This is a genomic window from Variovorax sp. PCZ-1 (assembly GCF_018413605.1).
Taxonomy (GTDB): domain Bacteria; phylum Pseudomonadota; class Gammaproteobacteria; order Burkholderiales; family Burkholderiaceae_C; genus JANMDU01.
The window spans coordinates 314,878-340,721 of the sequence record NZ_JAHCDN010000003.1 but is presented as its reverse complement, the minus strand read 5'-3'; the positions used below and the strand labels follow the sequence as shown (position 1 = coordinate 340,721).

General features: G+C 54.1%; 20 protein-coding genes. 7 read left to right on the top strand and 13 right to left on the bottom strand.

Annotated elements, in window-relative coordinates:
• The first annotated feature begins 66 nt into the window (after positions 1-66).
• From KIH26_RS14905 to KIH26_RS14895, 3 genes are all read left to right on the top strand, one after another.
• Complete coding sequence (locus tag KIH26_RS14905) at positions 67-735, top strand: response regulator (protein WP_213446464.1); 669 nt, start codon at positions 67-69, stop codon at positions 733-735.
• Between the two features lie 109 nt (positions 736-844).
• A complete protein-coding gene (locus tag KIH26_RS14900; protein WP_213446503.1) occupies positions 845-2,233 on the top strand; it encodes a sensor histidine kinase in 1,389 nt (462 codons plus the stop codon).
• Positions 2,234-2,296: 63 nt separating this feature from the next.
• On the top strand, positions 2,297-2,449 hold the full coding sequence (locus KIH26_RS14895; protein WP_213446463.1) for a hypothetical protein: 153 nt from the start codon (positions 2,297-2,299) through the stop codon (positions 2,447-2,449).
• Positions 2,450-2,471: 22 nt separating this feature from the next.
• Here KIH26_RS14895 and glnE read toward each other — a convergent pair whose 3' ends face one another.
• A complete protein-coding gene (gene glnE / locus KIH26_RS14890; RefSeq protein ID WP_213446502.1) occupies positions 2,472-5,171 on the bottom strand; it encodes a bifunctional [glutamate--ammonia ligase]-adenylyl-L-tyrosine phosphorylase/[glutamate--ammonia-ligase] adenylyltransferase in 2,700 nt (899 codons plus the stop codon).
• 160 nt (positions 5,172-5,331) lie between these two features.
• On the opposite strand from glnE, the gene KIH26_RS14885 reads away from it, so the two are divergent.
• From KIH26_RS14885 to KIH26_RS14870, 4 genes are read left to right on the top strand one after another with little or no spacing between them, the layout of a single operon-like run.
• Entirely contained in the window at positions 5,332-9,414 is a 4,083-nt protein-coding gene (locus KIH26_RS14885) for a YhdP family protein (RefSeq protein ID WP_213446462.1), read from the top strand.
• Positions 9,411-10,217: a carbon-nitrogen hydrolase family protein gene (locus KIH26_RS14880; protein WP_213446461.1), complete on the top strand. Its 807-nt coding sequence runs from the start codon at positions 9,411-9,413 to the stop codon at positions 10,215-10,217. Before KIH26_RS14885 ends, KIH26_RS14880 begins: the two co-directional genes overlap by 4 nt.
• An 8-nt stretch (positions 10,218-10,225) precedes the next feature.
• Positions 10,226-12,250, top strand: coding sequence for a sensor histidine kinase (locus tag KIH26_RS14875; RefSeq protein WP_213446501.1), 2,025 nt, complete (start codon positions 10,226-10,228; stop codon positions 12,248-12,250).
• 5 nt (positions 12,251-12,255) lie between these two features.
• A complete protein-coding gene (locus KIH26_RS14870; protein WP_213446460.1) occupies positions 12,256-12,885 on the top strand; it encodes a response regulator transcription factor in 630 nt (209 codons plus the stop codon).
• A 2-nt stretch (positions 12,886-12,887) separates the two neighbouring features.
• On the opposite strand, the gene KIH26_RS14865 is transcribed toward KIH26_RS14870, so the two are convergent.
• From KIH26_RS14865 to KIH26_RS14810, 12 genes are all read right to left on the bottom strand, one after another.
• Positions 12,888-14,792, bottom strand: coding sequence for a S8 family peptidase (locus KIH26_RS14865; protein ID WP_213446459.1), 1,905 nt, complete (start codon positions 14,790-14,792; stop codon positions 12,888-12,890).
• An 85-nt stretch (positions 14,793-14,877) separates the two neighbouring features.
• Positions 14,878-15,879 carry a type I glyceraldehyde-3-phosphate dehydrogenase gene (gene gap / locus KIH26_RS14860; RefSeq protein WP_213446458.1) on the bottom strand — a complete coding sequence of 334 codons (1,002 nt, stop codon included), beginning with the start codon at positions 15,877-15,879 and terminating at the stop codon, positions 14,878-14,880.
• 92 nt (positions 15,880-15,971) lie between these two features.
• Positions 15,972-16,589, bottom strand: coding sequence for a hypothetical protein (locus tag KIH26_RS14855; RefSeq protein ID WP_213446457.1), 618 nt, complete (start codon positions 16,587-16,589; stop codon positions 15,972-15,974).
• A gap of 40 nt (positions 16,590-16,629) precedes the next feature.
• The gene (gene tkt / locus KIH26_RS14850) at positions 16,630-18,666 is read right to left on the bottom strand and encodes a transketolase (protein WP_213446456.1); all 2,037 of its coding nucleotides are present in this window, start codon (positions 18,664-18,666) and stop codon (positions 16,630-16,632) included.
• 114 nt (positions 18,667-18,780) lie between these two features.
• Positions 18,781-19,908 (bottom strand): ABC transporter substrate-binding protein, encoded by a 1,128-nt coding sequence (locus KIH26_RS14845; protein ID WP_213446455.1) that lies wholly within the window; start codon positions 19,906-19,908, stop codon positions 18,781-18,783.
• 86 nt (positions 19,909-19,994) lie between these two features.
• On the bottom strand, positions 19,995-20,978 hold the full coding sequence (dhaK, locus tag KIH26_RS14840) for a dihydroxyacetone kinase subunit DhaK (protein ID WP_213446454.1): 984 nt from the start codon (positions 20,976-20,978) through the stop codon (positions 19,995-19,997).
• A 13-nt stretch (positions 20,979-20,991) separates the two neighbouring features.
• Entirely contained in the window at positions 20,992-21,618 is a 627-nt protein-coding gene (dhaL, locus tag KIH26_RS14835; protein ID WP_213446453.1) for a dihydroxyacetone kinase subunit DhaL, read from the bottom strand.
• Positions 21,619-21,634: 16 nt separating this feature from the next.
• A complete protein-coding gene (locus KIH26_RS14830) occupies positions 21,635-22,666 on the bottom strand; it encodes an ABC transporter ATP-binding protein (protein WP_213446452.1) in 1,032 nt (343 codons plus the stop codon).
• The gene (locus tag KIH26_RS14825) at positions 22,659-23,765 is read right to left on the bottom strand and encodes an ABC transporter ATP-binding protein (RefSeq protein ID WP_213446451.1); all 1,107 of its coding nucleotides are present in this window, start codon (positions 23,763-23,765) and stop codon (positions 22,659-22,661) included. The genes KIH26_RS14830 and KIH26_RS14825 overlap by 8 nt, the downstream gene beginning before the upstream one ends.
• 2 nt (positions 23,766-23,767) lie before the next feature.
• On the bottom strand, positions 23,768-23,965 hold the full coding sequence (locus KIH26_RS14820) for a hypothetical protein (protein ID WP_213446450.1): 198 nt from the start codon (positions 23,963-23,965) through the stop codon (positions 23,768-23,770).
• A complete protein-coding gene (locus KIH26_RS14815; protein WP_213446449.1) occupies positions 23,962-24,909 on the bottom strand; it encodes a carbohydrate ABC transporter permease in 948 nt (315 codons plus the stop codon). Before KIH26_RS14815 ends, KIH26_RS14820 begins: the two co-directional genes overlap by 4 nt.
• Positions 24,906-25,808 carry a carbohydrate ABC transporter permease gene (locus tag KIH26_RS14810; protein WP_213446448.1) on the bottom strand — a complete coding sequence of 301 codons (903 nt, stop codon included), beginning with the start codon at positions 25,806-25,808 and terminating at the stop codon, positions 24,906-24,908. The genes KIH26_RS14815 and KIH26_RS14810 overlap by 4 nt, the downstream gene beginning before the upstream one ends.
• Positions 25,809-25,844: the final 36 nt, after the last annotated feature.

Sequence of the window (25,844 nt, the reverse complement as noted above, 5' to 3'; positions counted from 1 at the left end):
TCAGCCCCGATTCAGCACAATCCTTACAATCTGCTGCAAGAGTGAGAACAACATAGGAGACTAGCCATGCGTATCCTGATTGCGGAAGACGACCAAGTGTTGGCCGATGGGCTGCTGCGTGCGCTGCGCAGCTCGGGCGCGGCGGTGGATCATGTGACGGATGGCGTGCAGGCCGATGCGGCGCTGATGACCAATACCGAATTTGATTTACTGATTCTCGATCTGGGCTTGCCCAAGCTGCATGGCTTGGAAGTATTGAAGCGCTTGCGTGGGCGCGGCTCTTCGCTGCAGGTGCTGATTCTCACGGCGGCGGATAGCGTGGAAGAGCGCGTGAAGGGGCTGGATTATGGGGCTGACGATTACATGGCCAAGCCCTTTGCTTTGGAAGAGTTGGAGGCTCGCGTGCGCGCACTCACACGGCGTACGGCGGGCAGCGCGAGCACACTCATCAAGCATGGGCCTTTAAGCTACGACCAATCTGGCCGCGTGGCAACGATTGATGGGAAGATGATTGACCTCTCAGCGCGCGAGATCAGCTTGCTGGAGATTTTGCTGGCGCGCTCGGGCCGCTTGGTAAGCAAAGATCAACTGGTAGAGCGGCTTTGCGAATGGGGCGAAGAAGTGAGCAATAACGCGATTGAGGTGTATATCCACCGCCTGCGTAAGAAGATTGAGAAAGGCCCGATCCGCATTGCCACGGTGCGCGGGCTGGGCTATTGCCTCGAGAAAATTTGATCGCACACCTGATCGAACTCTAGCGGCGCAAACCATTTAGCATAGCGCTGTGCCCTTCAAAATCTTCCAGCGCGAGCAGCGCAGCTTATTCGGCGAAATCCTCGATTGGATGCTCACGCCGCTGCTGATTGTTTGGCCAGCCAGCTTGATCCTGACTTGGCTGGTAGCACAAGGCATTGCGGGTGGCCCGTTTGATCGGGCGCTCGAATACAACACACAGGCGCTTTCGCAGCTGGTCAGCGTGAGCCAAGGCAAGGCGGTTTTTAATTTGCCGCAGCCAGCACGCGAAATTTTGCGCGCAGATGAGGATGATTTGGTTTATTACCAAGTGCTGGGCCTGCGAGGTGAGCATTTAAGCGGCGAGCGAGATCTGCCATTGCCGCCTGAGGACGATGTGGTGGAGACAGGACGCGTGAAATTGCGCGATGATGAGTTTCGCGGCGAAGAGGTGCGTATCGCTTGGCTTTACACCCGCACCGATCTCAGCAGCGCGGGAAGTAAACCTATCTTGATCCAAGTGGCTGAAACGCGAGAGAAGCGCTCACGTTTGGCCACAGAAATCGTCAAGGGCGTGATGCTGCCGCAATTTATCGTGTTGCCACTGGCTGTGCTCTTGGTGTGGTTGGCTCTGGCACGCGGTATTCGCCCGCTGCATGAGCTAGAAGAGCGTATTCGCGCTCGCCGCCCAGATGATTTGAGCCCGATTGATACGCAGGCTGTGCCGCAAGAGGTGGCACCTTTGGTCAATTCGGTCAACGATCTGTTTGGCCGCGAGCGCCAGTCTCTCGCCGCTCAAAGGCGCTTTTTGGCCGATGCAGCGCACCAGCTGAAAACGCCCCTCGCGGGCCTGCGCATGCAAGCCGAGCTGGCTTTACGTGCGCAAGCCAGTGAGGCTGATCTCAAGCAATCCCTCAAACAAATCAGCCGCGCCAGCATGAATGCCACACGCACGGTGAATCAATTGCTGGCTCTGGCCCGAGCTGAAGGCAGCGGCCAAAGCCTGCCCAAGCAAAACGTGCATGTAGCACAGCTGGCGCAGGAGGTGGTGCGCGAGGCACTGCCGCGCGCCATGGAGCGGCACTTTGATCTGGGCTACGAAGGTTTGGAAGCGGATGATCCTGCCGCACAAATTCAAGGCTACCCTGCCTTACTGGCAGAGCTGGTGCGTAATTTGGTGGACAACGCCTTGGCTTATGTCCCGAGCACGCCCGAGCGCAGTGGTGTGATCACGCTTCGCGTGTTGGCAAGCGATTCTGGTCAGGTGCTGCTTCAGGTCGAAGACAATGGCCCTGGCATCCCCGAGGGCGAACGAGAGTTGGTATTGCAACCGTTTTACCGCCGCTTAGGACAAGAGGCCGATGGCTCTGGCTTGGGACTGGCCATCGTGGCAGAGATCGCCAAACGCCATGGCGCCCAGCTAGTTATTGAGGACGCGCATGCGCGTGCTGAGATGCCGGGCGTACGCTTTAGTCTGCGATTGACGCGCCACCCCTTTTAAACAAACGTAGAGCAGCTGGCAAGTCTTGTAAAATACAAGGATTGTTATTTTCGAGGTTTAGTCATGTCTGCACCCCACTCTACCGAACACGCCGACCACTCGGATGCGCCACAAGACGGCGTAGAGGCGATTGTGCCTTTGATGCCCGTGGTGCTGCCCGTTGTTGGCGGCCTGCTGATGTTTTTGTTGGCGTTTATTGCCGTTTTTGTGGCTTAACTCGACAAGCCGCCGATTCGGTCTAACCACCGAAAACAGCTCTCCAAAGCGCCTTCACGGCGCTTTTTGCATTTTGGAGCTGATCCATCTCAACTTGTGGGTTTTGCTCATCAAGCCTGGCCAGATGCTGCGCTTGGCGCAATTGCCGATAAGCATCAGCTGCCTCTTTACCGATACTTGAAGGCAGTAAACCCACGTCCTCAGCGGCCTGCAACAAGGCAATATTGCCGCTGTTAAGAGCCAGCACCGGGTGGAAAGCCGCTTGGGAAAGCACCAAATACTGCACCGCAAACTCGACATCGACCATGCCGCCAACGCTGTGCTTCACATCAAAGCGTGCAGCAGGTACGCGGTGCGCTTGCATCACGCGCTCGCGCATGGCCAAAATTTCAGACTTCAAAGCCGCCGCATCGCGCTGTGAGATGAGTACCTGATGCCGAATAGACTCGAAACGCGCCGCCAACTCTGGCGCGGCATACACGCAGCGCGCTCGTGTCATGGCTTGGTGCTCCCACGTCCAAGCGGTATTGCTGCCGCGCTGGGTTTGGTAATCTGCAAATGCTTCGATGGATGTCACCAGCAAGCCAGCGCTGCCGTTGGGGCGAAGCGCGGTATCAATATCGTACAAATCGCCTTGCGCCGTCTTGGTGGAGAGCCAGCTGATGAGTTTGCGGATCAGCTTGGCATACAAGGCGCTCGCCTCTGGGCTGGTGTCCTCATACAAGCAAACGATATCCAAATCACTGCCGTAACCGAGCTCTTTACCGCCTAATTTGCCATAGCCAATGATGGCAATGCACGGTTGCTCTCGATGGCGCTCTTTGATGAACTCCCAAGCCCATTGTGTGCTCACGCGAAGAATGGTGTCGGCCAAAGCGCTCAAATCATCGGCCACTTGCTCCACCGAGATGCGGCCTTCCAGGTCCCGCACGAGAATACGAAAGAGCTCGGCTTGCTGCGCGCGGCGCAGCAAAGCCATCAGGCTTTCCTCATCGCCTTGGCCGCTGCCTTGCAAAGCGGCGCGACGCTGCTGCAACTCCTGTGCAAACTGCTGCACATCAAATCGCTCTGCCAAGATACTCTCGCTGGCCAGCTCATCGATCACGCCCGGATGCTGCATCAAATAACGCTGTGGCCAGCGCGCTGCGCCCAGCACGCGCAGCAAACGCTCGTGTACCGCCGGGCGCTCAAGAAGCAGAGCGAGATAGGCTTCGCGGCGTAGCAGGGGCTCAAGCCAATCAGCAAAGCGCAAAGCAGCGGTTTCAGTGACTGCGCCCTCAAGCAACCACTGCGCCATGCGCTGCACCAGCCTGTGCAATCGCTGGCGAGATTCTTCTTTGAGGCTTTGAATGCGCGGATGCTCTTGCCATTGCTGCACGCGCGCTTGAAGAGCTGGCGGCATCTCTGCAATAGCTTCTGTGATGATGTCACCCGACTGCCCAGGGCTGGCACCACAACCTTTGCATGCTTTATCTTGGCCCAAGAGTTTGTCAAATTCGCTCGCAATTAACTCGCGATGGTCGTCAAGCGCAGAGAGAAAACCGCAGCAGTTCTCATACCCCATGCTGCGTGAAAGCCAAGCGCAATCCTCATCGTTCGTGGGCAGCAAATGCGTTTGCTGATCATCCAGATACTGGATGCGGTGCTCTGTGCGGCGAAGGAATTCGTAGGCGCGTGCAAGTGCCTGCGCCGTTTCTGCCGGCATCAAGCCGCTTGCTGCAACGCGCTGCAAGGCCTTCAGCGTCGGCCGTGTGCACAGCTCAGGAAACTGGCCGCCACGCACCACTTGCAGCAATTGCACAATAAATTCCAGCTCACGAATGCCGCCGCGCGAAAGCTTCACATCATTAGCTCGCTCGGGCCGCCCCGCTGCTCGGCGGCTGGCGTGCTCCCGGATTTGGCCATGCAATTGGCGCAAGGCTTCGAACACGCTGTAATCCAGATAGCGACGATAGACAAAGGGATTGACCACCTCATGCAAGGCTTTGGCTTTCAATAGCTCACCGGTAAAAGCAACAACACGACTTTTGAGCCAAGCAAAGCGCTCCCATTCGCGACCACTCACAAGAAAGTAGTCTTCCAAGGCCGCAAGAGATACCGCCGATGGCCCGGAATTGCCATGCGGGCGCAGCGCCAGATCAATTCGGAACACAAAGCCGTGCTCACTCACGTCAGCAAGGAGTTGGCACACGCTTCGCACGAGCTTTTGGAAATACTCATGGTTACTGATGCTCCCGCGTTGCTGCTCATCAATACCCGCTGTTTGCCCCTCATGGGAATAGACAAAGATCAAATCAATATCACTGGAAACATTGAGCTCGCGTGCACCTAGCTTGCCCATACCAACGATCCAAAGCTCGCTCGCCTGTTGCTCGCTGCCCAGAGGCAAGCCATGAAGTGCCTGCAAATGAGCCTGCACTTCGTACAATGCCAATCCGAGTGACCACTCTGCCAGCTCGGTCATGCATGAAGTGATAACCGATAGAGGCGCATTTTCATCGCAATCCAGGACGATGAGCCGCTCCATCGCCAAGGCTCGTGTCATGCGCAGCGATGCCGCAACATCATGGTTTTTTTGTAGTGCGGTGTAACAGGTTTGAAGGGTTTGCCGTGTGAATACCCCCGCCGGCAAATATTGCAATTGCTCTGCATACCGCCTGCGAACCCGTGTGGCGTAGCGAGAGAAACTTGTGAAGCTATTTTCACTCCAAGACTGCAGCATCGCATCACTGGCAGCGCAAGGTGTTGGCTCATCCGGTGCTGCTGAGCTCGCCGCTTCAGAGCCCGTCATAATTGCGTTGTCTGCTTCAAGCATGTCCAGTACTACATCCATCGTGTCGCTATTTCGTTCCACCAAAATCCCAAATGCGCCCTCAAGAGGTTTGAGTTGGTTTTCAGGCTTTGCATCTGTGCTTTGGTGGGGCAGTGTGATGCTTTTTGGCCTGATCGCTTTGGTGTGGATCGCGATCTATGGCCTGATTGTGCCGCGAATCGGAGAATTGCGCCCGCAATTAGAAAACAGGCTCACTGCAGCACTGGGCGTTCCTTTGCGTATAGGCACCATCTCCGCGCATGTCGATGGCCTCATGCCGACCTTCACCATGACTCAAGTCCGCCTACTGGATGCACAAGGCCGCGATGCATTGGTGCTCAAAACCGTGACAGCCGCCGTTTCGCCGCAATCGCTGTTTGATCTCGGTTTCGAACAGCTGCTCATTGAGCAGCCTGAGCTAGCGATTCGGCGCAATGCGCAAGGGCGCATCACTGTCGCAGGGCTGGATGTCTCGGAGACGAATAAGCCAGAAACCGACACCTCGGTGGCGGCCGACTGGCTGTTTTCTCAAGGTGAGATCGTGATCCGCTCGGGCACCTTGCGATGGAGCGATGAATTGCGCGGCGCACCGCCTTTGGCGTTGAGTCAAGTCGATTTTTATCTGCGCAACCAAGGCCGAAGGCATCAAGCACGGTTGGATGCCACGCCACCCCAAGAATGGGGCGCACGGATGAGCATCACTGCTGATTTTCTGGGCTCTCGCTTCCGTCGCCAATCGGGCGATTGGCGCGATTGGGAAGGTCAGCTGCATGCGGATTTGCCCCAGGTGGATGTGCAGCAACTGCGCCGATACACACAATTAGGCGTCGATGTCACCCAAGGGCGTGGCGCCTTGCGCGGTTGGCTCAAGCTGGATCAGGGCATGGTGCGCGAATCTACTGTAGATGCTGCGTTAGCGGATGTCAGCGTACAGCTGCGCCCTGATTTGCAGCCCTTAGCCATGAACTCGCTATCAAGCCGCTTTAATCTGCTTCTGGATACTGAAAATTTGGCGTTCAGCACAGAGAATTTGGCCTTTGAGCTGCGCGACGGTCTGCGCTGGCCAGGCGGCAATGTGCGATTGAGCATGAAAAATCGCCACCAGGCCGATCAGATGCGCGGGGAGTTTTCGGCAGATAAGCTAGACCTTGCCGCATTGGCGCAAATTTCTGATCGCTTGCCATTAGATGCCACTGTACATGCTTGGTTGCGCGAGCTAAAGCCCCAAGGTGTTCTGCCCGAGATCAAAGCACAGTGGCGAGGCGCAATTTCTTCGCCCAAGCAGTATGAAGTGCAAGGCAAAGCATCAGGCATCAGCTTACAACCCAGCGCGCCTAGTGCAGGCAACAAAACCAGCACATTAGCCTGGCATCCCGGCGTGAGCAACGCACATCTAGATTTCAAATTCAATAACAAAAGTGGCAACGCACTGTTGCAGATCGAACGCGGCAGCATCAGCCTGCCCGGCGTGTTTGAAGAGCCGACCGTGGTACTGGATCAATTCAGCACCCAGATGAATTGGCTCATCGATGGCGACAATATTCAGCTGCAATTACCTCAGATCAAATTCGCCAATGCGGATGCCCAAGGAGAAGCCAAAGCCATCTGGAAAACAGCCGACCCCGCTAAAAGCGCAGCAAAGTCCCGTTTTCCAGGCGTCTTGGATTTACAAGGTAGCCTAGTGCGCGCCGAGGGCACCAAAGTACACAGGTATCTGCCCGTGTTAATACAGGAGGATGCGCGCCGTTATGTGCGTGATTCTGTACTCGAAGGCAAGATCAGCCAAGGTAGCTTCAAAATCAAAGGTGATTTGTTTGATATGCCGTTCGCGGATCCAAGCAAAGGTGAGTTTCGAATTGCCGTACAAGTCAACGGCGCCGTCCTCGACTATGCACCGCGCAGCGTGCTTGCTCAGGGCAGCCTGCCTTGGCCGGCTCTCACACAAATCAACGGGGAATTAGTATTCGATCGACAGTCCATGACAGTGCGTGGAGCGAGTGCACGCGTAGCCAATGCGCCGAGTTTGGCTCTGAGCAGATTAGAAGCTACGATTGCCAACCTCGCTGAGAAGCAACAAGTGGTCATCAGCACAGATGCGCGGGGCAATGCTGCTGATGTGATTGCGGTTGTCAACACATCACCTCTGCTGGAGATCAGCAGCAAAGCTTTGGCGAAAGCCAGTATCAATGGCGTCACTGATCTGAAACTGCGCTTGATGCTGCCGATCAACGAGTTGGACAAAAGCCGAGTCCAAGGTACCGTGACTCTACCCGGCAATGATTTGCAATTTTCACCCGAATCTCCCGCACTACAGCAAGCGAAGGGGCAAGTTCTCTTCAATGAAAAGGGGTTTAGTTTGCGCGACACCTCAGCTCGTGCTTTCGGAGGTGAATTGCGCTTGGAGGGCGGTAGCCGCCCAATCACCAACATCAACGATGTAAGCGTAGCTTTGCGCGCACAAGGCAGTCTCACTGCAGAAGGCTTACGCCAAGCCAAAGAATTGGGCTATGTATCGCGTTTAGCAGCGCAAGCAAGTGGTGGTGCTGTTTATGCTGCCAATTTGAATATACGTCGTGGCGTACCCGAAATTACGGTGAGCAGTAATTTGCAAGGCCTTGCACTTAATCTGCCGCAGCCCTTGACCAAAGCCGCAGAAACTCTGCTGCCCTTGCGCTATGACAATTCTTTGGTCCGCGATTCTTTACAAGAAGGCCGCAAACTGCAAGACCAGCTAAGTTTGGAGTTGGGCAATCTGGCTTCAGTGAACTATTTGCGCGATATATCTGGCGACATTCCGCGAGTGATTCGCGGGCGTATCGGTGTGGGTTTAGCGCAAGGTGAGGTCATTGCCGCCAACGATGATCCCGGTGTTGCAGCCAATATCAATTTTGAGCAAATCAACCTAGATGCTTGGGAAAAATTACTCAGCAGCTCGGCAAGTCGTACACCTGCTCCGCAAAACAGCACGGGGCTGAGCGCCGAAACACTGCCCTACTTGCCCTCCATTTTGTCCGTGCGTGCACGTGAGCTCACAGCGCAAGGGCGTACGCTCAACAACGTGGTGGTGGGTGGCTCGCGCGAAGGTTTAACTTGGCGCGCCAATCTCGATGCGCGCGAGCTCAATGGTTATGTCGAATACCGCCAACCCAGCGGCAATAATTTGGGGCGCGTGTATGCACGCTTGGCTCGCCTCTCGCTGGCCGCTAGCACAGCATCAGATATCGAGGCCACATTGGATCAGCAGCCTAGCAGTATTCCCGCATTGGATGTGGTGGTGGAAGACCTCGAACTGCGCGGCACACGCTTAGGGCGCGTGGAGCTGGAAGCCCTCAATCGCGAGAGTGCTGGTGTGCGCGAGTGGCGGCTATCACGCCTGAACGTGAGCGTGCCCGAGGCACAATTCAGCGCCACCGGCAATTGGGTACAAGTGGGAGCAAGCCAAAATGCACCGCGCAATGAGCGCCGACGCACCGCACTCAACTTCAAACTGGACATCGCCAACAGCGGTGAGTTACTCAAACGATTCGGGCAAGATAAAGTGATTGCACAGGGCAAGGGCGTGATGCAAGGACAAATCGCTTGGCTGGGCGCGCCTTGGGCGCTGGATTATGCGAGCATGAATGGCGGCTTCAACTTGAATGTCGAGACTGGGCAATTCCTCAAAGCAGATCCAGGTATTGCCAAGCTTTTGGGTGTGCTCAGCCTTCAATCTCTGCCGCGTCGTCTCACGCTAGATTTCCGTGATGTCTTCAGCGAGGGTTTTCCGTTTGATTTTCTGCGCGGCGATATCAAGATTGATCAAGGCATCGCTTCTACCAACAATCTGCAGATGAAAGGTGTGAATGCCGCCGTGCTGATGGAGGGCTCTGCTAATATCGCCAAAGAGACGCAAGACATCAAGGTGGTCGTCGTGCCTGAGATCAATGCAGGCACGGCCTCCTTGGTAGCTGCAGTCATCAATCCTGCGATTGGTTTGGGTACATTTTTAGCGCAACTGATTTTGCGCCGCCCTGTGATTGAAGCGGCCACTCAGGAATTCCATATCACTGGTCAATGGGTTGATCCGCAGATAGCGCGCGTCAAACGCACAAGCGCAGGGCCAAACTCATCCAGCGCACCGACAGTAACCTCTCCGGGGAATGTGAAGCCATGAAGGTTGCAGCGATACAAATGGTTTCCGGTATGGATGCTGCGCGCAACCTCCAAAATGCTCTTGATTTCATAGCACTTAGCGCAGATCAGGACTGCGAATTACTCGTTTTACCTGAGTATTTTTGCTTGCTTGGCGCACGCGATACAGATAAGCTCTCGATCGCAGAAGACGAAGGGCAAGGTCCGCTGCAAGATGCTTTGCGAGAAGCAGCTCGCAGACTGCAGGTGTGGATAGTGGCGGGCACATTGCCCCTGAAGACGCACCAAGCCGATCGCGTGTTCAACGCTTGCTTGGCATTCAACCCACAAGGCCAGCAAGTGGCACGCTACGACAAAATGCATCTGTTTGCGTTTGACAATGGCACTGAGCACTACGATGAAGCTCGCGTGTTGCAAGCAGGGCGCAGCCCAGTGGCATTTGATCTGCCATCACGTGATGGTGCGACTTGGCGTGTGGGTCTGTCAGTTTGCTATGACCTGCGCTTCCCTGAGCTGTATCGCACTTTGCAGGCTGATTTGATCCTGATTCCAAGTGCCTTCACCCACACCACGGGCCAAGCGCATTGGGAAACGTTGATTCGTGCCCGCGCGATTGAAAACCAAGCTTGTGTGGTTGCGCCTGCACAAGGTGGACAGCATGAAAACGGACGTCGAACCTGGGGGCACTCCATGGTGGTCGACAGTTGGGGGGCAGTACTTGGCTCGCGTGATGTCGGCGCAGGATTGGTGATTGCTGAGCTTGATCATGCCGCTATGCAACAGCGCCGCGCGCAGCTGCCAGCACTCCATCATCGCTTGTTGTGATGCCAAGCATGATCCGTGCGATCCAAAGCTTGTGGCAGCAAATTGCGCGCCGACCAACACGGCGCATGGCGTTATGGTTAGCCTTGCTCCTGCTCGTAGCAGGTTTGCTTGTTACTCTGATCTGGTTGGCTGGGCGTTATGAAGCAGATCAAAATCAAGCGCGGGTGGATCGTGATGCGCAAGATGCTGCCAGCGATATCCGAGCAGGCCTCACGCGCAATGTCCAAAGCTTGCAAGCCCTGCGTACCAGTCTGCCGCAATGGAAACTGGATGCGGAAGACCTTCTGCGTAGCCGGCGTGAGCTGGCAAGATTGGAGTGGCGCGATACGAATTTCAAACTTCTCGCCAGCGCTCAAAGCCCTTATATCGCTGCACCGCAATTGCCACTCAACCCTCGTGATATCCCCTATGGCGATCTGCAATTGGCTTGTGAGCGAGCGCGCCGCCAAAGCGGGCCCATGTATGCGCCCAGCCATTTCTCTCCTCTCAGTGCAGGGCAAGGCAGCGAGTTGATGGAGCTTTGCTTGCCGCTGATTCAAGCAGGGCAGCATCAAGGTTATTTGGTTGCTGTTTATGGGCTTCAGGCAGTGCTTGTGGAGATTGTCGGCAAGCCCCTACAGCGTGGGCAAGAGCTGTCCTTCACCGAACCCGATGGCACTCGCCTGGCGATTCAGGGCGTCGCGCGACGTGGTGGAAGAATGTTCACCAGTCAGCAATTGCTGGATCTGCCAGGCAACACAGTCGTGCTGCGCGCCGACAGTTGGCGTATCACACCCGATCTGTTTCCCAATGTGCTCACCGCTGTGGTCACTGTGATGTCGATTGCGTTGGTAGGGGTGCTGCTGTTGCTAGGCCGGGATATCAACCGAAGATTGCGCGCCGAGCGTGAGCTGGCCGATGCGCTGGCCTTTCGCAAAGCGATGGAAGATTCTTTGGTAACTGGCTTACGAGCTCGCGATATGGAAGGGCATATCCGTTATGTCAACCCCGCCTTTTGCGCGATGACAGGCTTTGATGCCGACGAATTGATGGGTAAAAAAGCACCCATGCCTTATTGGCCACCCGAACTGATTGATGAATATCAGCAACGCCAAGCTGTGCGCCTCTCTGGCAATGCGCCTGCGCGTGAAGGCTATGAGTCTGTGTTCATCCGTAAAGATGGCTCGCGCTTTTCCGTGCTGGTGTTTGAAGCGCCTTTGATTGATGCGCAAGGCACTCAAAGCGGTTGGATGAGCGCGATTTTGGATATCTCCGAGCAACGCCGCATGGAAGAGCTTTCGCGCGCCTCACAAGAGCGCCTGCAAGCCAGCGCGCGCCTGGCAACTATGGGAGAGATGGCTTCTTTGCTCAGCCACGAACTCAATCAACCACTGGCTGCCATTTCAAGCTATGCCGCGGGCACGGCTAACATGATGCAAGAACCGAGCATCGCGAGCCCGCAAGACGTGTCGCATGCACTCACGCAGATTGCAAACCAAGCTGAGCGCGCAGGCAAGGTGATCAAATCAGTGCATGATTTTGTGCGCCGGCGTGAGAGCAAGCATGAGCGTGTGAGTGCGCAGTCGCTGCTGGATGCTGTGATGCCGCTGGTGCAGTTGCAAGCACGCAAGCTCTCCGTGCAAGTGCAGATGGGTCAACTCACCGGCTTACCTGCTGTGATGGTGGATCGTGTCATGGTGGAGCAGGTGCTGCTGAATCTGGCGCGCAATGGCATACAAGCCATGGAGGCCACAGCACCTGCCCAGCGCATCTTGCATATTCGAGCGCGCACACTTGGCACTCAATGGCTGGAGTTTTTGGTGGCGGATTTCGGCCAGGGCATCACGAACGAGATTGCCAAGCAACTCTTCACACCATTCTTCTCCACCAAAGCCGAAGGCATGGGGCTGGGCTTGAGTTTGTGCCGCACGGTGGTGGAGCAGCATGGTGGCTTCTTGCAATTTGAGGCGAATCAACCCAATGGGGCAGTGTTTGTCTTTAGCTTGCCTGTGGCTTCCACGAATATGCCGTCAAACCTGGATGTGGCACAGTAACGCATATGGGCAAACCCGTTGATTCTTTGATCTATATCGTGGATGACGATGCCAGCGTGCGTGATGCTCTGGCATGGCTTCTTCGCTCTCGCCGCCATCTTCATGAGGGCTACGCCAACGCCGAAGATTTTTGGACACTGGTCCAAGCAGCCGCGCCACGCCAAGCATGCTGTGTGCTGCTCGATGTACGTATGCCAGGTATGAGCGGATTGGCTTTGTTTGACAAGCTCCTCGCATTGCCTTGGGCGGGTGCGCTACCTGTGATCTTTCTCACTGGGCATGCCGATGTGCCCACAGCAGTAGATGCTGTCAAACGCGGTGCATTTGATTTTTGTGAAAAACCTTTTTCTGATAACGCCTTGGTTGATCGGATAGAGCAAGCACTTGTGCAAAGCCAAGAAGCTCTTGAAGAGCTGCAAGGTCGCCAGCAGATGGATGGCCGCATTGCCGAGCTTACCGATCGCGAGCGTGATGTGATGCGCTTAGTGACCCAAGGTTTACCCAACAAACTGATCGCAGACCAGTTGCAAATCAGCGTGCGTACGGTAGAGGTGCACCGCGCTCGCGTGTTTGACAAAATGGGCGTGAAGTCAGCCGTGGAGTTGGCAAATCTTTTACAGACACCAAGCGCATAACGCTATTGTTTAGATAGCACTTTGCGCAGTAAGTACGCCGGCAAACGCCTATTTTTCTTTAAAAAATGAATCGGGATGCTGAATACCAGTATCCCTAGCAAGGTTAGCCATAACCACTGATCCGCGCCCCCGCCGCCACCGCCACCTGCGCTACTACTGACTGCAGCAGCAGGTAGCGCGGTACCGATAAAGAGCTGGGCGGTTCCATTTCGCCCCAATGTATCTGTCACGATAAGCTGAAAAACAAAATCTCCTGGTGTGCTTGGCAAGACTACTTGTGTCAGAGAAGAGCTGGCATTTGGCAGACTCCGAGCCGCTCCACTGATTTGACTCCATGAGTAGCTAGAGATCGTTGGCGTACCCACTGCGGTACTGGCGCGGCCATCAAGCACCACAGTTGCTCCCAAGCCAGGGCTGCCTACCGCAGCAATCACGGCAGCAGGATTCACAGACTGCTCTAGTGCGCCCTGCGGATTGAGCAAGCCTGCACCACAAACACTTGTGTTGCAATTGCAAGCCACGCTATCGTCGCTGCTGCAACTAGGCAGACCAGATAAATTCACATGTGGCAATGCAGCGGCTTTCATGCGTGCAATCAATGCATCAGGGCTGAGGTTGGGGTTCACAGCCAGCATGAGTGATGCCACGCCTGCAGCCAAAGGTGCTGAGAAACTTGTACCTGCTTTATAGCCATACCCATTTCTATTTGGCGAAGTGAGGCCATCGTTATCCGTCGAAATGAGCAAGGTCGTTGTGCTGCCGCCGTGGCCGCCAGTGGTCATGAGCGCCATGTTGGAGCCTAAGAAAGAGTAGGCAGTTTTCAGACCATCACGCTGCACAGCGCCCACAGCCATGACGCCTCGGCAGTCTGCAGGACGCTTGAGTTGGCGCGACTCCTGATCCAAGCCATTGCCCGCAGCAACTACAACCAAGGTGCCACGCGCTGCCAACTCATCGATAACACTTTGATAACTGGACGTGCAGGCACTGTCACCACCAAAGCTCAAGTTAATGACCTTTGCGGGATTTAAATTCAGAGGCACGCCATCGACAGGCAAGCCAGCAGCCCAGCGCATACCATCAACAATATCTGACAATTCCGCGCCACACTTGCCAGACACGCGAACAGGCAAGATCTTCACATTCCAGTTCAGACCTGACACACCTAAGTTGTTATTGGTAGCAGCGGCGATTTGACCAGCAATAAAAGTACCGTGCCAAGAGCTATTTTCAGCTTTACATCTCAATTGAGAAAAAAGTATGCTTCCCGCTTCCGTCGTGGTCACCCAATCACCAGGATCATCGGCATTTGCGTCGCGCCCATTGTTGTCATTGGAAAAATCGACATCCCCTACAAAATCGTAGCCACTGAGCAATCGACTGCCCATGGCAACCAAATCAGGATGGTTGCGCAGCACACCAGTGTCTAGGACGGCGACTGTGATAGCGGATGTACCTGTGGTTATCGCCCAAGTGCTGCTCATATTGAGCGCAGCTGCCGCACTGGCGCGACTTCCTAAATGCCATTGCTGGGCAAAGTTGGGATCGTTGGGGACCTGCGCCAATGGCACACGAACATTCGGCTCGACCGAAGCCACGTCAGGATGCAGGCGCAGGCGACGCATCGTATCTTCAAGATCGCGGCCATGCAAAGGCTTGGTAAACCTCATCAGGCGATGATCACCAGTGAGCTGGCGATGCGCAAAACCCTTGACGCCCGCGCCTTGCGCCACGGCACTCATACGCTCATGCGCGAGACTTTCCCGCTTGGCATGCGCAGCACTGGGCAGCTCTCGGCTGAACTCAGATTGCGCACCTGCCTTGAGTTGGATGATCAGGCTGTTCGCTGGTGCTGAAGATTGTGCTTGCACCTCAACGCTAGCGACCAAGCTCAGAAAAAAAGACAATAAAAATCGGCACATGCCACTTTGTAGCATGTGCCGATGTCTTTTGTATGTTTTTCAGGCAATTGAGCCTGAATTTACAGGCTCGTTACTTACCTGCCACCACGCGCGCCATTTCCAGGCACTTGTTGGAGTAACCCCACTCGTTGTCATACCAGCTCACCACTTTGATGAAAGTACTGTCCAGGGCCAAGCCTGCTTCTGCGTCAAACACACTGGTGCAGACCTCGCCACGGAAGTCGGTGGCCACTACTTTGTCTTCGGTGTAGCCGAGCACGCCTTTTAAAGCACCTTGGCTTTGCGATTTCATCTCAGCGCAGATCTCAGCATAGGTGGCTGGGTTGTTCAGTTCGACAGTGAGGTCAACGACGGACACATCGCTGGTGGGCACGCGAAAGGCCATGCCAGTGAGTTTTTTGTTGAGCTCAGGAATCACTACGCCTACGGCCTTTGCAGCGCCTGTGCTGGAAGGAATGATGTTTTCCAAAATGCCACGGCCGCCGCGCCAATCTTTGTTAGATGGGCCATCCACGGTTTTTTGCGTGGCAGTCGCCGCGTGAACTGTTGTCATCAAACCGCGCTTGATGCCCCATTTGTCATTGAGCACCTTAGCCACAGGAGCCAAGCAGTTGGTGGTGCAGCTGGCATTGGAGATGATGGCTTGGCCAGCATAGCTCTTGTGGTTCACGCCATAGACGAACATAGGTGTGTCGTCCTTCGATGGGGCGGAGAAGATCACCTTCTTCGCGCCGGCAGCCAAATGCTTCTCGCCAGCATCTTTGGTCAGAAAGAGTCCGGTGGCCTCCAAGACGACATCGGCGCCTACTTCGTTCCACTTCAGTGCTGCAGGGTCTTTCTCGGCGGTGAGGCGAATTTTTTTGCCGTTCACAACCAAAGTATTGCCTTCAACCTTTACATCGCCTTTGAAGCGGCCATGCACGCTGTCATAGGTGAGCATGTAGGCGAGGTAATCAGGCTCAAGAAGGTCGTTGATACCAACGATTTCAATATCCGAAAAATTTTGCACCGCAGCGCGAAACACCATGCGGCCGATGCGGCCAAATCCATTGATACCTAACTTGATGGTCATTGCTCTCTCCAGAAAATAAAATCAAAACACTCAGTCAGAAAGCGTTGTCAAAATTAGAGCAACGCTTTCTTGCTCAGGGCTTTGCGTCCAAATTAAACGCGGCAGCCGAGCTGGCCTTTTTTGCTGTTATCAAAGTATGTCAAATCACCTGGGCAAGAGAGTTTGGGCTCAGGAATCTTCGTGCCAGCTTTGGCGCTGCATGTGAAGGCTTGTGTCTTCTTATTCACACCTGGTTTAGCCAAAGTCCAGCCTGCCGGGCAAGGCGTTGTGGACTTGGCCGCTGGCGTAGCTTTAGTAGCACTGGCAGCGGGCGCAACTGGCGCTGCAGCAGCAGGAGCCGCGGCCACTGGGGCGACGACAGCAGCAACAGCCACGGCTGCATTCACTGTTTTGCCATTGCATTTCAGCGTCGATCCCGTACCGCTAGGTTCAGCATACACGGTGTAATTTCCGGCTTTGGCGTAGGTATGAGTCAAGACGTAGGGAATATCCTTTGCTTGATTGATCTTCACACGTTCTTCGCGGCCATCACCGAGTTTGATTTTCATACCGCAATTAGGATTGTCAGCATTATCAAAACTCACTGTGACTTTGACACTCTCACCAGCCTTGATCTGTGCTGGCTCAACTTTCACACCTGAGACAGTTTGCGCAAATGCATTTGTAGCCAACATAGCAACAGACACTGCAATCAGTTTCAATACTTTCATGACAAAGCTCCTCTTTGAAAAATATATCGGGAAAACCAGTTTACCGCTTTAGCACGACAGCTAGCGCGGTATCTGCCACATTTTGAGCTGTGAAACCAAAATGCTTGAAGAGGACAGGTGCTGGGGCCGACTCGCCATAAGTGTCTAGGCCCACAACTGCTGCGCAGCCGTATTTCCACCAGCCATCTGTCACGCCCATCTCCACCGCTACACGCGGCAAATTGGCTGGCAGCACAAGAAATTTATAGACTGCTGTTTGACGATCAAATGTGGTGGTACTCGGCACGGAAACAACGCGCGCCGCTATCTTTTGTGCAGCAAGCAGTTTTTGCGCATCCAGCGCCAAGCTCACTTCCGAACCCGTGGCCATGAGCACAATTTGCGCTTTTTTCTTCATGCCGATGTCTTCGGGTTCGCTCAATACATATGCACCTTTGTCGATGTTGTCTGCGGTTTGCTTGGGCAGATAGGGCAAGTTTTGACGCGAGAGCAGAAGTGCTGTCGGGCGATCTGTGTGAGACAAAGCAGTTGCCCACGCAATTGCTGTTTCCAGCGTATCTGCGGGGCGCCAAACATCGAGATTGGGAATCAAACGCAAGCTAGCAGCGTGCTCCACGGACTGGTGCGTCGGGCCGTCTTCGCCGAGGCCGATGGAATCGTGCGTGAACACATGGATCACGCGCTGCTTCATGAGCGCGGCCATGCGAATCGCGTTACGGCTGTAGTCGGAGAACGTCAAAAACGTGCCGCCGTATGGGATATAGCCGCCGTGCAGAGCCACGCCATTCATGATGGCGGCCATGCCGAATTCGCGCACGCCGTAGTTGATGTGGCGGCCGAGTTTGCCTTCGGTATCGCGCTTCACATCGCCTGCCAAATCAATGCGCAGAGCCGGTGTGGATTTGGTGTTGGTGAGGTTAGAGCCCGTCAAATCGGCGCTGCCACCGAGCATTTCAGGCAAGGCTGCCGTGAAAGCTTCGAGGGCGAGCTGGCTGGCTTTGCGGCTGGCTACGGTTTCGGCCTTGGTGTGGGTTGCGGCCAAGGTTTCAGCCACCACATTCGCAAAGCCTTTGGGCAACACACCAGCCATGCGGCGCTTGAATTCTGCGGCTTGGCTTGGATAAGCTTTTGAGTAAGCAGCAAACTGCTCATTCCATGCGGCTTCTGCTTGCTTGCCCGCAGCTTTGGCATCCCACGCTGAATAAATCTCAGCGGGAATTTCAAACGGTGCATGATTCCAGCCCAGCGCTTCGCGTGTCAGCTTGATTTCTTCTGCGCCGAGTGGCTCGCCGTGAGCCTTAGAAGTATTTGCGCGATTGGGGCTGCCTTTGCCGATGTGTGTTTTGCAAATGATCAGCGTGGGCTTCGTAGCAGATTTCTTCGCATCAGCAATAGCTCGGCTCACGGCTTTGGCGTCATGCCCATCCACGGCATCAATCACGTTCCACTGATAAGCCTTGAAGCGGCCGGGCACATCATCTACATACCAGGGCGCCACTTGGCCATCAATGGAGATGCCGTTATCGTCATACAGCGCGATCAGTTTGTTGAGCTTCCACGCACCCGCGAGCGCGCAGGCCTCGTGCGAGATGCCTTCCATCATGCAGCCGTCGCCCAAGAAGGTGTAGGTGAAGTGATTGACGATTTTGTGGCTAGGTTGGTTGAACTCCGCAGCGAGCAACTTTTCAGCGAGTGCCATGCCCACGGCATTGGTTATGCCTTGTCCCAAAGGCCCAGTGGTGGTTTCTACGCCGGGGGTGATACCCGCTTCGGGGTGGCCAGCGGTTTTGCTGTGCAGTTGGCGGAAATTCTTCAGTTCCTGCATCGGCAGGTCATAACCCGTGAGGTGCAAGAGCGAGTAAATCAGCATCGAGCCGTGGCCGTTCGATAAAACGAAACGATCACGGTTCGCCCACTGAGGGTTCATCGGGTTATGGCTCAAATGCTCATTCCAGAGCGCCACAGCGATATCGGCCATGCCCATGGGCGCACCGGGGTGGCCAGAATTGGCGGCTTGGACAGCGTCCATCGACAGGGCACGGATGGCGTTCGCCATGGTTTGGGTGTTTGCGCTCATGGGAGGGGAATTTGAGTTGGAGATGGGGGAAACCCGTAATTCTAGCGGGCTGCTTACTCCCAGGAATTGTTTGAGTTACCCAACAGAAAGATTGCCAGGCAAGCTCTCAACTGCTTATGCCCGGAATCGCCCATCCCTCGAATAAACACTCAAATCTACAAATGTCGAGTTTGTCCGCGTTTTGTTGCTCAAGCTCCCCAAATAACCGCCAAATTCCAATGCAGGAGATTTGTCCAGCTCTGCCAACAACTTGGCGGCGCTAACGGGCTTCGTTTTGCGCAAAGTATCGACCAGCAATCGTGATGCCATCCATGCTTCGACGCCTTCAAAGGAAGCTTGTAGTTGATGGCGTTGGCAAAATTGCAGAAAATTTCGGCTCGCCTCAGTGCGAGCCGACCATGGATAAGGCACTACTTGCGTCACGGAAATACCCGCAGCGTTTTTGATGCCCACTTGATCCATCAAGGCCTGACCACCGACCGTAGAAAGAGCGTAAAACGCACCATTGAAACCAGCTGCTCGCGCGCCTTGCACAAATTTAGCACTTGCTGCGTAATCCGCCCCTAACACAATGCCGTTTGGTTTCTCATTAAGTAAAGTGACCACAGCATCACGAATGCTGAGCTCCGAGCCCTCTTGATCCACGCTCACCAATGCCGTTTCGCCCAAGCCAGATGCCTTTGCTTGTTCGACAAAGGCATCGCGTAGCTCCCAGCCCTGTGAGTTGTATTCGAAGAGAATACCCAAGCGCCCGAGACCTGTTTGCTGAGCGTGCTTAGCGATGAACCGCAGTTCTTCTTTGTGGCCACTGCGCAGATTAAACACCCAAGGCCTGCTGCCATTTCTAAGATCGCCAGCACCACTCACAGGCGCAATGTAAGGCAAACCTTCTTGCTGCGCGCCAGTCGCACCGACCCGATGTGCGCCAGCGCCCATGAAGCCAAACAATGCAATAACTTGGTGTTGACTGGCCAGCAATTTGATATTTGTTGCTGTGAGCTCAGAGCGGCCCTTGTCGTCCAGAGTAATCAACTCAATCGGCCGACCCGAGATGCCGCCGCGCTCATTCACATCCTTGAAAACGGCATGGGTCGCATCACGGAAAAACCCTGCGCTCTTCGCTAAAGGGCCAGTTAGCGGAGCCGACTGGCCAATCGTGATCGCTCCGCTCTTTTCGGCCTGCCCCAGCACGATTTGCGGAAAACAAATCATTTGAGCTGCCGCCGCTAGTGCTGGCTTCATGAAGCATCGACGCTTGATCTCAGTATCAATAGAATTTTGACAAAGCATGACAAACTCCTAGCTATTACGAAACAGCTCCCCAACTCTTACCAGCGCAGTGCAGCTGTATGCACTGGCGCATCCCACAGTTGACGAATCTCCGCATCCAACATAGTCACGGTCAAAGATGCGCCCGCCATTTCCAACGATGTGGTGTAGTTACCCACCAGCGAACGCACAGGCTTGTAACCCATCGAGCGCAACTGCTTGGCCGCATCGTGATACAGCAAGTACAGCTCCATCAATGGCGTACCGCCAAAGCCATTGACATGCAAGAGCAATTCGCTGCCCTTTTGAGGCTGCAGATCGCGCAAGATGGAGTCCAGCAACTCATCGACGATCACTGAAGCCGGCCTGACCTTGGAGCGGCGGCGGCCTGGCTCACCATGGATGCCCACACCAACTTCCATCTCATCCGCGCCGATATCAAACGTCGCGCGCCCTGCAGCAGGCACCACGCAACTTGTAAATGCCACCCCCATGGATGCTGTCGCTTTGTTCACACGATCCCCCACAGCCTTGCACTCTGCCAGAGTCGCGCCTTGCTCAGCTGCGGCGCCAACGGTTTTTTCAACAATCAGAGTGCCCGCCACACCTCGGCGACCCGTGGTGTGCGTAGAGTTTTCGACAGCCACATCATCATTAACCAAAACTGTGGCATTCTCTATTTCCAGCATTTCCGCTGCCATTTGGAAATTCATCAAGTCGCCAGAATAATTCTTGACGATGAACAGCACGCCTTTGCCCGTATTGACCGCTTCAGCAGCAGCCAACATTTGATCAGGTGTGGGTGAAGTGAACACCTGCCCTGGGCAAGCAGCATCCAACATACCTTGGCCAATGAAGCCGCAATGCAAAGGCTCATGACCCGAACCACCGCCAGATAACAGCGCCACCTTACTGGTTGCGCGCATGGCGCGAGACATGAAAGTGGGCTCGAACTGTATTTGAAGCAAATCGGGATGCGCATCCACCATGCCGCCCAGAGACTCACGCATGACCGCATCAATCTCATTGATAAATTTTTTCATGATTCAACGACCTTTATGCTGTCAACAAATCACACACTGCGCCAATCGCGACTTCGCAGGTTTTTGAGCCAGGATCGATATGCCCCAAGGCGCGCTCACCCAGAAAATGTGCACGCCCCTTGGTGGCAATCATGTCTTTGGTGAACAGCATGTTGGCATGTGCATCCTCCTTCAACAGCTTGCATAGTTTTTCTAGCTCAATAGGCTCATGCGCAAAATTTTGGAGCAGTCTTGCCGCCGGAATGAGCACATCCAACATGGTTTTTTCACCCAAATCGGCTTTGCCACGTGATTTGATGGCATCCACCCCCGCTCCGAAAGCAATCGCAAACTGCGCACGAGATGGCTCAGTCACACCCTCTAAAGCTTTTCCCATGGCCATAAAGAAGCTGGAAATCAAAGGCCCAGATGCGCCACCAATCGTCGATAGCAATTTCATGCCAATCTTGTGAAAGACTTGTGCAGGCAACTCGTCTTTCAGATCTTTGGCCAACTCTGCTGTCACTTCGCAACCTCTGCGAACATTGATGAAGTGGTCGCCATCGCCGATAGCACGGTCTAACGATTCAATATTTGCCTCATTCGCCAGGATTGCTTTTTGCACTGCGAAAATCGAGTTAATGATCAATGCTGTATTCATGTATTACTCCTAAAAATCAATGGCTAAAGGCGAGCCGTTCGCCCGCCTTGCCGAACAGTTGATAGCCCCCACGGCCACTAAAACCCAGTGATACGGTAGATCCCGGTGCGATGCTGTGATCCATGGGCTGGCTCACGCGAACCTCAACACCCGAGCGCTCCGTCACGAGTAAGTGCTTTGCCAAAGAACACTCAATCACCTTGTAAACAGGCCCCGAGGATGCGGGCATGATGCTGATGTCTTCAGGGCGAATGGCAACAAATGCTGCTTTGGTGTTGAGTTGAATATCTGTGTTTCCAGCTAGCCAATCGGTCGGCAACACGTTGATGGCGGGGGAGCCGAGTCGCTGGGCGACTTTGAGCGAAGATGGGTTGCTGTAAATATCCTGGGGCGTTCCAACTTGCTCCAGATGGCCCTCTTCCAAGATACCAATGCGATCTGCCATGGTGGTCGCCTCAACTTGGTCATGCGTCACATAGACCACCGTAGATCCCGTGGATTTTTGAATGCGCCTGAGTTCAACCCGAAGCTCTTCACGCAGCTTGGCATCCAGTGAGGACAGTGGCTCATCCATCAAATACACTTGCGGGCGACGCACCAGTGCACGACCAATCGCAACGCGCTGCATTTCACCGCCAGAGAGCGCCGTCGCCTTGCGTTGCAGCTTGGATTCCATGTGCAAGAGCTCTGCAATTTCATGCACGCGTTTCTTGATTTCCGCTTCTTGCGTTTTCAGCAAAGGCGAGCGTAACGGGAACGCCATGTTGTCATACACCGTCAGATGCGGATACAAGGAATACTGTTGGAAGACAAACGCACAATCGCGATGCGCTGGCGCAAGATTTGCCACATCTTTGCTGTTAAATAAGATACTGCCTTGGTCTGGCTTTTCCAGACCAGAAATCAATCGCAGTGTTGTGGTTTTTCCTGCGCCACTCGGTCCTAAGAGGACGAAAAATTCACCTTCTTGGATATCCAAATTCAGTGCGTTGATTGCCGTCTTTTTATGGAATTTTTTAGTGATGTATTTGAGCGAAATACTAGCCATGATTCATGCTCCGTTGGTGTGCTTGCGTTGTTTCGCTGGCAAGTAACTGCTGTGATACAGCGTCAAACAGCACAGTACGCTCCGTCTTGAATTGAACGCCCACCACATCGCCCTCGTTGGGGCGGTTTGTTTTGGGCACCATAGCTCGAATCAATCCGCTTTCGGTGTCAACAACAACAATCCAGTGAGAGCCGAAGTATTCCACTTGGCTGATCTTTCCTTGGATAGCCTGTGGATCATTGGTGAGCATCACGTGTTCTGGCCTGATACCCAACAAGGCGCTATTTGCGTGTCCAATCGTCAAAGGAATCGCAACGCTCACGCCACCCAATTTCACCTCGCGCACACCCGCTTGCACGCCTTGCGATAACGGCAACAAGTTCATAGGGGGGCGTCCGATAAACTGCGCCACAAAAACACAACTTGGAAAGTTATAGACACCTTCTGGCGAATCTGCTTGAAGAATATCGCCTTGATTCATCACCACAATATGGTCGGCCAAAGCCATGGCTTCGTTTTGATCGTGTGTGACGAATACCGTGGTTGTTTTCAAGCGCTCGTGCAACTTTCGCAATTCAATGCACATCAGCTCCCTGAATTCGGCGTCGAGCGTGCCCAATGGCTCATCCATCAAAAACGCCTTGGGTTGCCGCACAATTGCCCTCCCCAAGGCCAAGCGTTGGCGGTCACCACCGGCCAAGCTGCTTAAGCGAGAGTTCATCAAATGCTCAATGCGCAAGATCGCGGCCACTTCGTTGATACGGCGATCAATTTCAGCTTTTGGCAAGCCTTCGTTTTTGAGAGGAAACGCCAAGTTCTCACGCACACCCATGTGGGGATACAGCGCAAAGAGCTGAAACACCATGGCGATATCACGCTCTCTTGGGCGCAGATAAGTCACATCTTTGCCGTCTAGCGTGATTTGCCCGGAGGTGGGATATTCCAGCCCAGCAATCATGCGTAGCGTGGTGGTCTTCCCGCAGCCTGATGGACCGAGCAGCACCACAAATTTGCCGTCTTCCAGCTTCAAACTTGAATTGCGAACCGCCACAAAATCTGCAAAGCTTTTGTGGAGTTGATTGATGATGATTTCAGCCACACTTATTCCTTCGGCAATTTGCCAGCCACCGAGTAGCCCAGCACGCCCAACAGCAACACGGAAAAGCTATAGCCATACACTTGGATCGACCAAGGTTGCATCAGCATCACCAAGCCAACACCAATTAATACAGCAAAAATAGGCTCCCACAGCTCACGCCGAATCGAGCGCAATACAGAAGACTTGTCATGAGTGTTCATTTGCGAACGGCTCCAAATGTGATTCCACGCAGCAGGTGCTTGCGCAGCAAAATCGTGAAGAAAAGAACGGGTAGCAAAAACAGCGTCGTACCCGCAGCCATCGCCGGCCAATCCAAGCCGCCTTCACCAATGATGGTGGGAATGAAAGGCGGCGAAGTCTGTGCTGTGCCACTCGTGAGCAGCAAAGCAAATGCATACTCGTTCCACGAGAAAATTAAACAAAAAATTGCGGTAGTAGCGATTCCCGTTGTTGCTTGTGGCAAAACGACCTTTAAAAACGCTTGCCAGCGCGTGTAGCCATCGACCATGGCTGCCTCTTCGTATTCACGAGGAATCTCATCCATGAAGCCTTGCAGCAACCACACAGACAGCGACAAGTTCACTACGGTATAGAGCAAAATCATGCCGGTATAGGTATCACTCAATCCAACATTTCTAAACATCAGATAGATCGGAATGGCCACAGCGATCGGCGGCATCATCCGTGTTGACAAAATGAAGAACAGCCAATCATCCTTGCCCGGTATGCGAAAACGCGAGAATGCATAGGCCGCCAGCGTTCCCAAGACGATGGACAGCAGCGTGGAGCCGAACCCAATGATCAGAGAATTGAGGTAACGGTCTTTGAAACGAGATGGGCCAGCCAAAATCATTTGCTGCTCACGAACCAGTTTCTCGTACCACGTTGCTGGGGGCGGTAACGCAGCTAGCTCATCTGCACTCACGCGTGAGCGCGTGGTGAACAAATTGACATAGCCCACCAAGGATTGCTCAGCTACGATTTTGGGCGGGTACGCAATAGCATCTTGTGGTGTTTTGAAGCTGGTCATGAAAATCCATGCCAATGGAATCAGCGAGATCAGCGCATAAGTAATAACGGCACATGCTGCGAACCATTTGGCAAACGCAGTAGGCTCCAGCGGGCTGTGAACGGCGGTTTTCATCGTTGTTTGACCTTATCGAGATAGCGAACTGTGACCAATGACAGGCCGTAAATTGCCACAAACAAAATGATGGCGAGCGCGGAGGCGTAACCGGTGCGCCACTTTTCAAAAGCCTCACGTTTGAGCTTGATCGAAGCAAGTTCTGTGATGGCACCTGGCCCCCCATTGGTCAATTGATCCACCAAGTCAAACATCTTGAAGTTCTCAATCGTGCGGAATAAGACCGCCAACACGATGAAAGGCAACATCATGGGCAAAGTAACTTGCCAGAATTTCGTCCACTCAGAGGCTCGATCAATTTCTGCCGCCTCATACAGATAACCCGGGATGGAGCGCAAACCCGCCAATAGCAACAGCATCACGTAGGGCGTCCACATCCATGTATCTACCAAGATGATCGCCCATGGCGACAGATTGGTATCACCCAGCATAGTGAACTGAGCATCGCCACCAAAAAAACCGATGATGTAGTTGAAGATGCCGTATTGAGGCTCGAAGAAGTACTTCCAGAATGTGCCCACCACCGCAGGTGCGAGCATCATAGGCAGCAAAATGGCAGTGCTCCAAAAACTGTGACTGCGAAATTTCTTGTTCAGCAGCAAAGCCAACAAAAATCCTAGGATCAATTGCAATGCGATGGACCAGCAAAGAAAATGCGCCGTTGCACGCATATTTTCCCAAATCGCTTCGTCCGCCAAAACGCGCTGGTAATTCGCAATTCCCACCCAATCGGTGTCTGCATTGGGGCGGTTGGCGCGATAGTTGGTGAACGACAGGTAGATCGTCCAGAATAGCGGAAAGATATTAAAAGCCAGCAAGAGCAAAATCGTTGGTGTGACAAAGAGCCAAGCCAGTGATCTATCTGATAGCCCTTGAGAGCGTTGTGTCAATGAATTCATGATGTTTTTGGGTGAGCTGATCTCTCGCGCCGATCC

Excerpts from the sequence above, each read along its gene's own strand:
- KIH26_RS14905 (WP_213446464.1), top strand. The coding sequence starts at position 67 with ATGCGTATCCTGATTGCGGAAGACGACCAAGTGTTGGCCGATGGGCTG.
- KIH26_RS14900 (WP_213446503.1), top strand. The coding sequence starts at position 845 with ATGCTCACGCCGCTGCTGATTGTTTGGCCAGCCAGCTTGATCCTGACT.
- KIH26_RS14895 (WP_213446463.1), top strand. The coding sequence starts at position 2,297 with ATGTCTGCACCCCACTCTACCGAACACGCCGACCACTCGGATGCGCCA.
- glnE (WP_213446502.1), bottom strand. The coding sequence starts at position 5,171 with ATGCTGCAGTCTTGGAGTGAAAATAGCTTCACAAGTTTCTCTCGCTAC.
- KIH26_RS14880 (WP_213446461.1), top strand. The coding sequence starts at position 9,411 with ATGAAGGTTGCAGCGATACAAATGGTTTCCGGTATGGATGCTGCGCGC.
- KIH26_RS14875 (WP_213446501.1), top strand. The coding sequence starts at position 10,226 with ATGATCCGTGCGATCCAAAGCTTGTGGCAGCAAATTGCGCGCCGACCA.
- KIH26_RS14870 (WP_213446460.1), top strand. The coding sequence starts at position 12,256 with ATGGGCAAACCCGTTGATTCTTTGATCTATATCGTGGATGACGATGCC.
- gap (WP_213446458.1), bottom strand. The coding sequence starts at position 15,879 with ATGACCATCAAGTTAGGTATCAATGGATTTGGCCGCATCGGCCGCATG.
- KIH26_RS14855 (WP_213446457.1), bottom strand. The coding sequence starts at position 16,589 with ATGAAAGTATTGAAACTGATTGCAGTGTCTGTTGCTATGTTGGCTACA.
- tkt (WP_213446456.1), bottom strand. The coding sequence starts at position 18,666 with ATGAGCGCAAACACCCAAACCATGGCGAACGCCATCCGTGCCCTGTCG.
- KIH26_RS14845 (WP_213446455.1), bottom strand. The coding sequence starts at position 19,908 with ATGAAGCCAGCACTAGCGGCGGCAGCTCAAATGATTTGTTTTCCGCAA.
- dhaK (WP_213446454.1), bottom strand. The coding sequence starts at position 20,978 with ATGAAAAAATTTATCAATGAGATTGATGCGGTCATGCGTGAGTCTCTG.
- dhaL (WP_213446453.1), bottom strand. The coding sequence starts at position 21,618 with ATGAATACAGCATTGATCATTAACTCGATTTTCGCAGTGCAAAAAGCA.
- KIH26_RS14830 (WP_213446452.1), bottom strand. The coding sequence starts at position 22,666 with ATGGCTAGTATTTCGCTCAAATACATCACTAAAAAATTCCATAAAAAG.
- KIH26_RS14820 (WP_213446450.1), bottom strand. The coding sequence starts at position 23,965 with ATGAACACTCATGACAAGTCTTCTGTATTGCGCTCGATTCGGCGTGAG.
- KIH26_RS14815 (WP_213446449.1), bottom strand. The coding sequence starts at position 24,909 with ATGAAAACCGCCGTTCACAGCCCGCTGGAGCCTACTGCGTTTGCCAAA.
- KIH26_RS14810 (WP_213446448.1), bottom strand. The coding sequence starts at position 25,808 with ATGAATTCATTGACACAACGCTCTCAAGGGCTATCAGATAGATCACTG.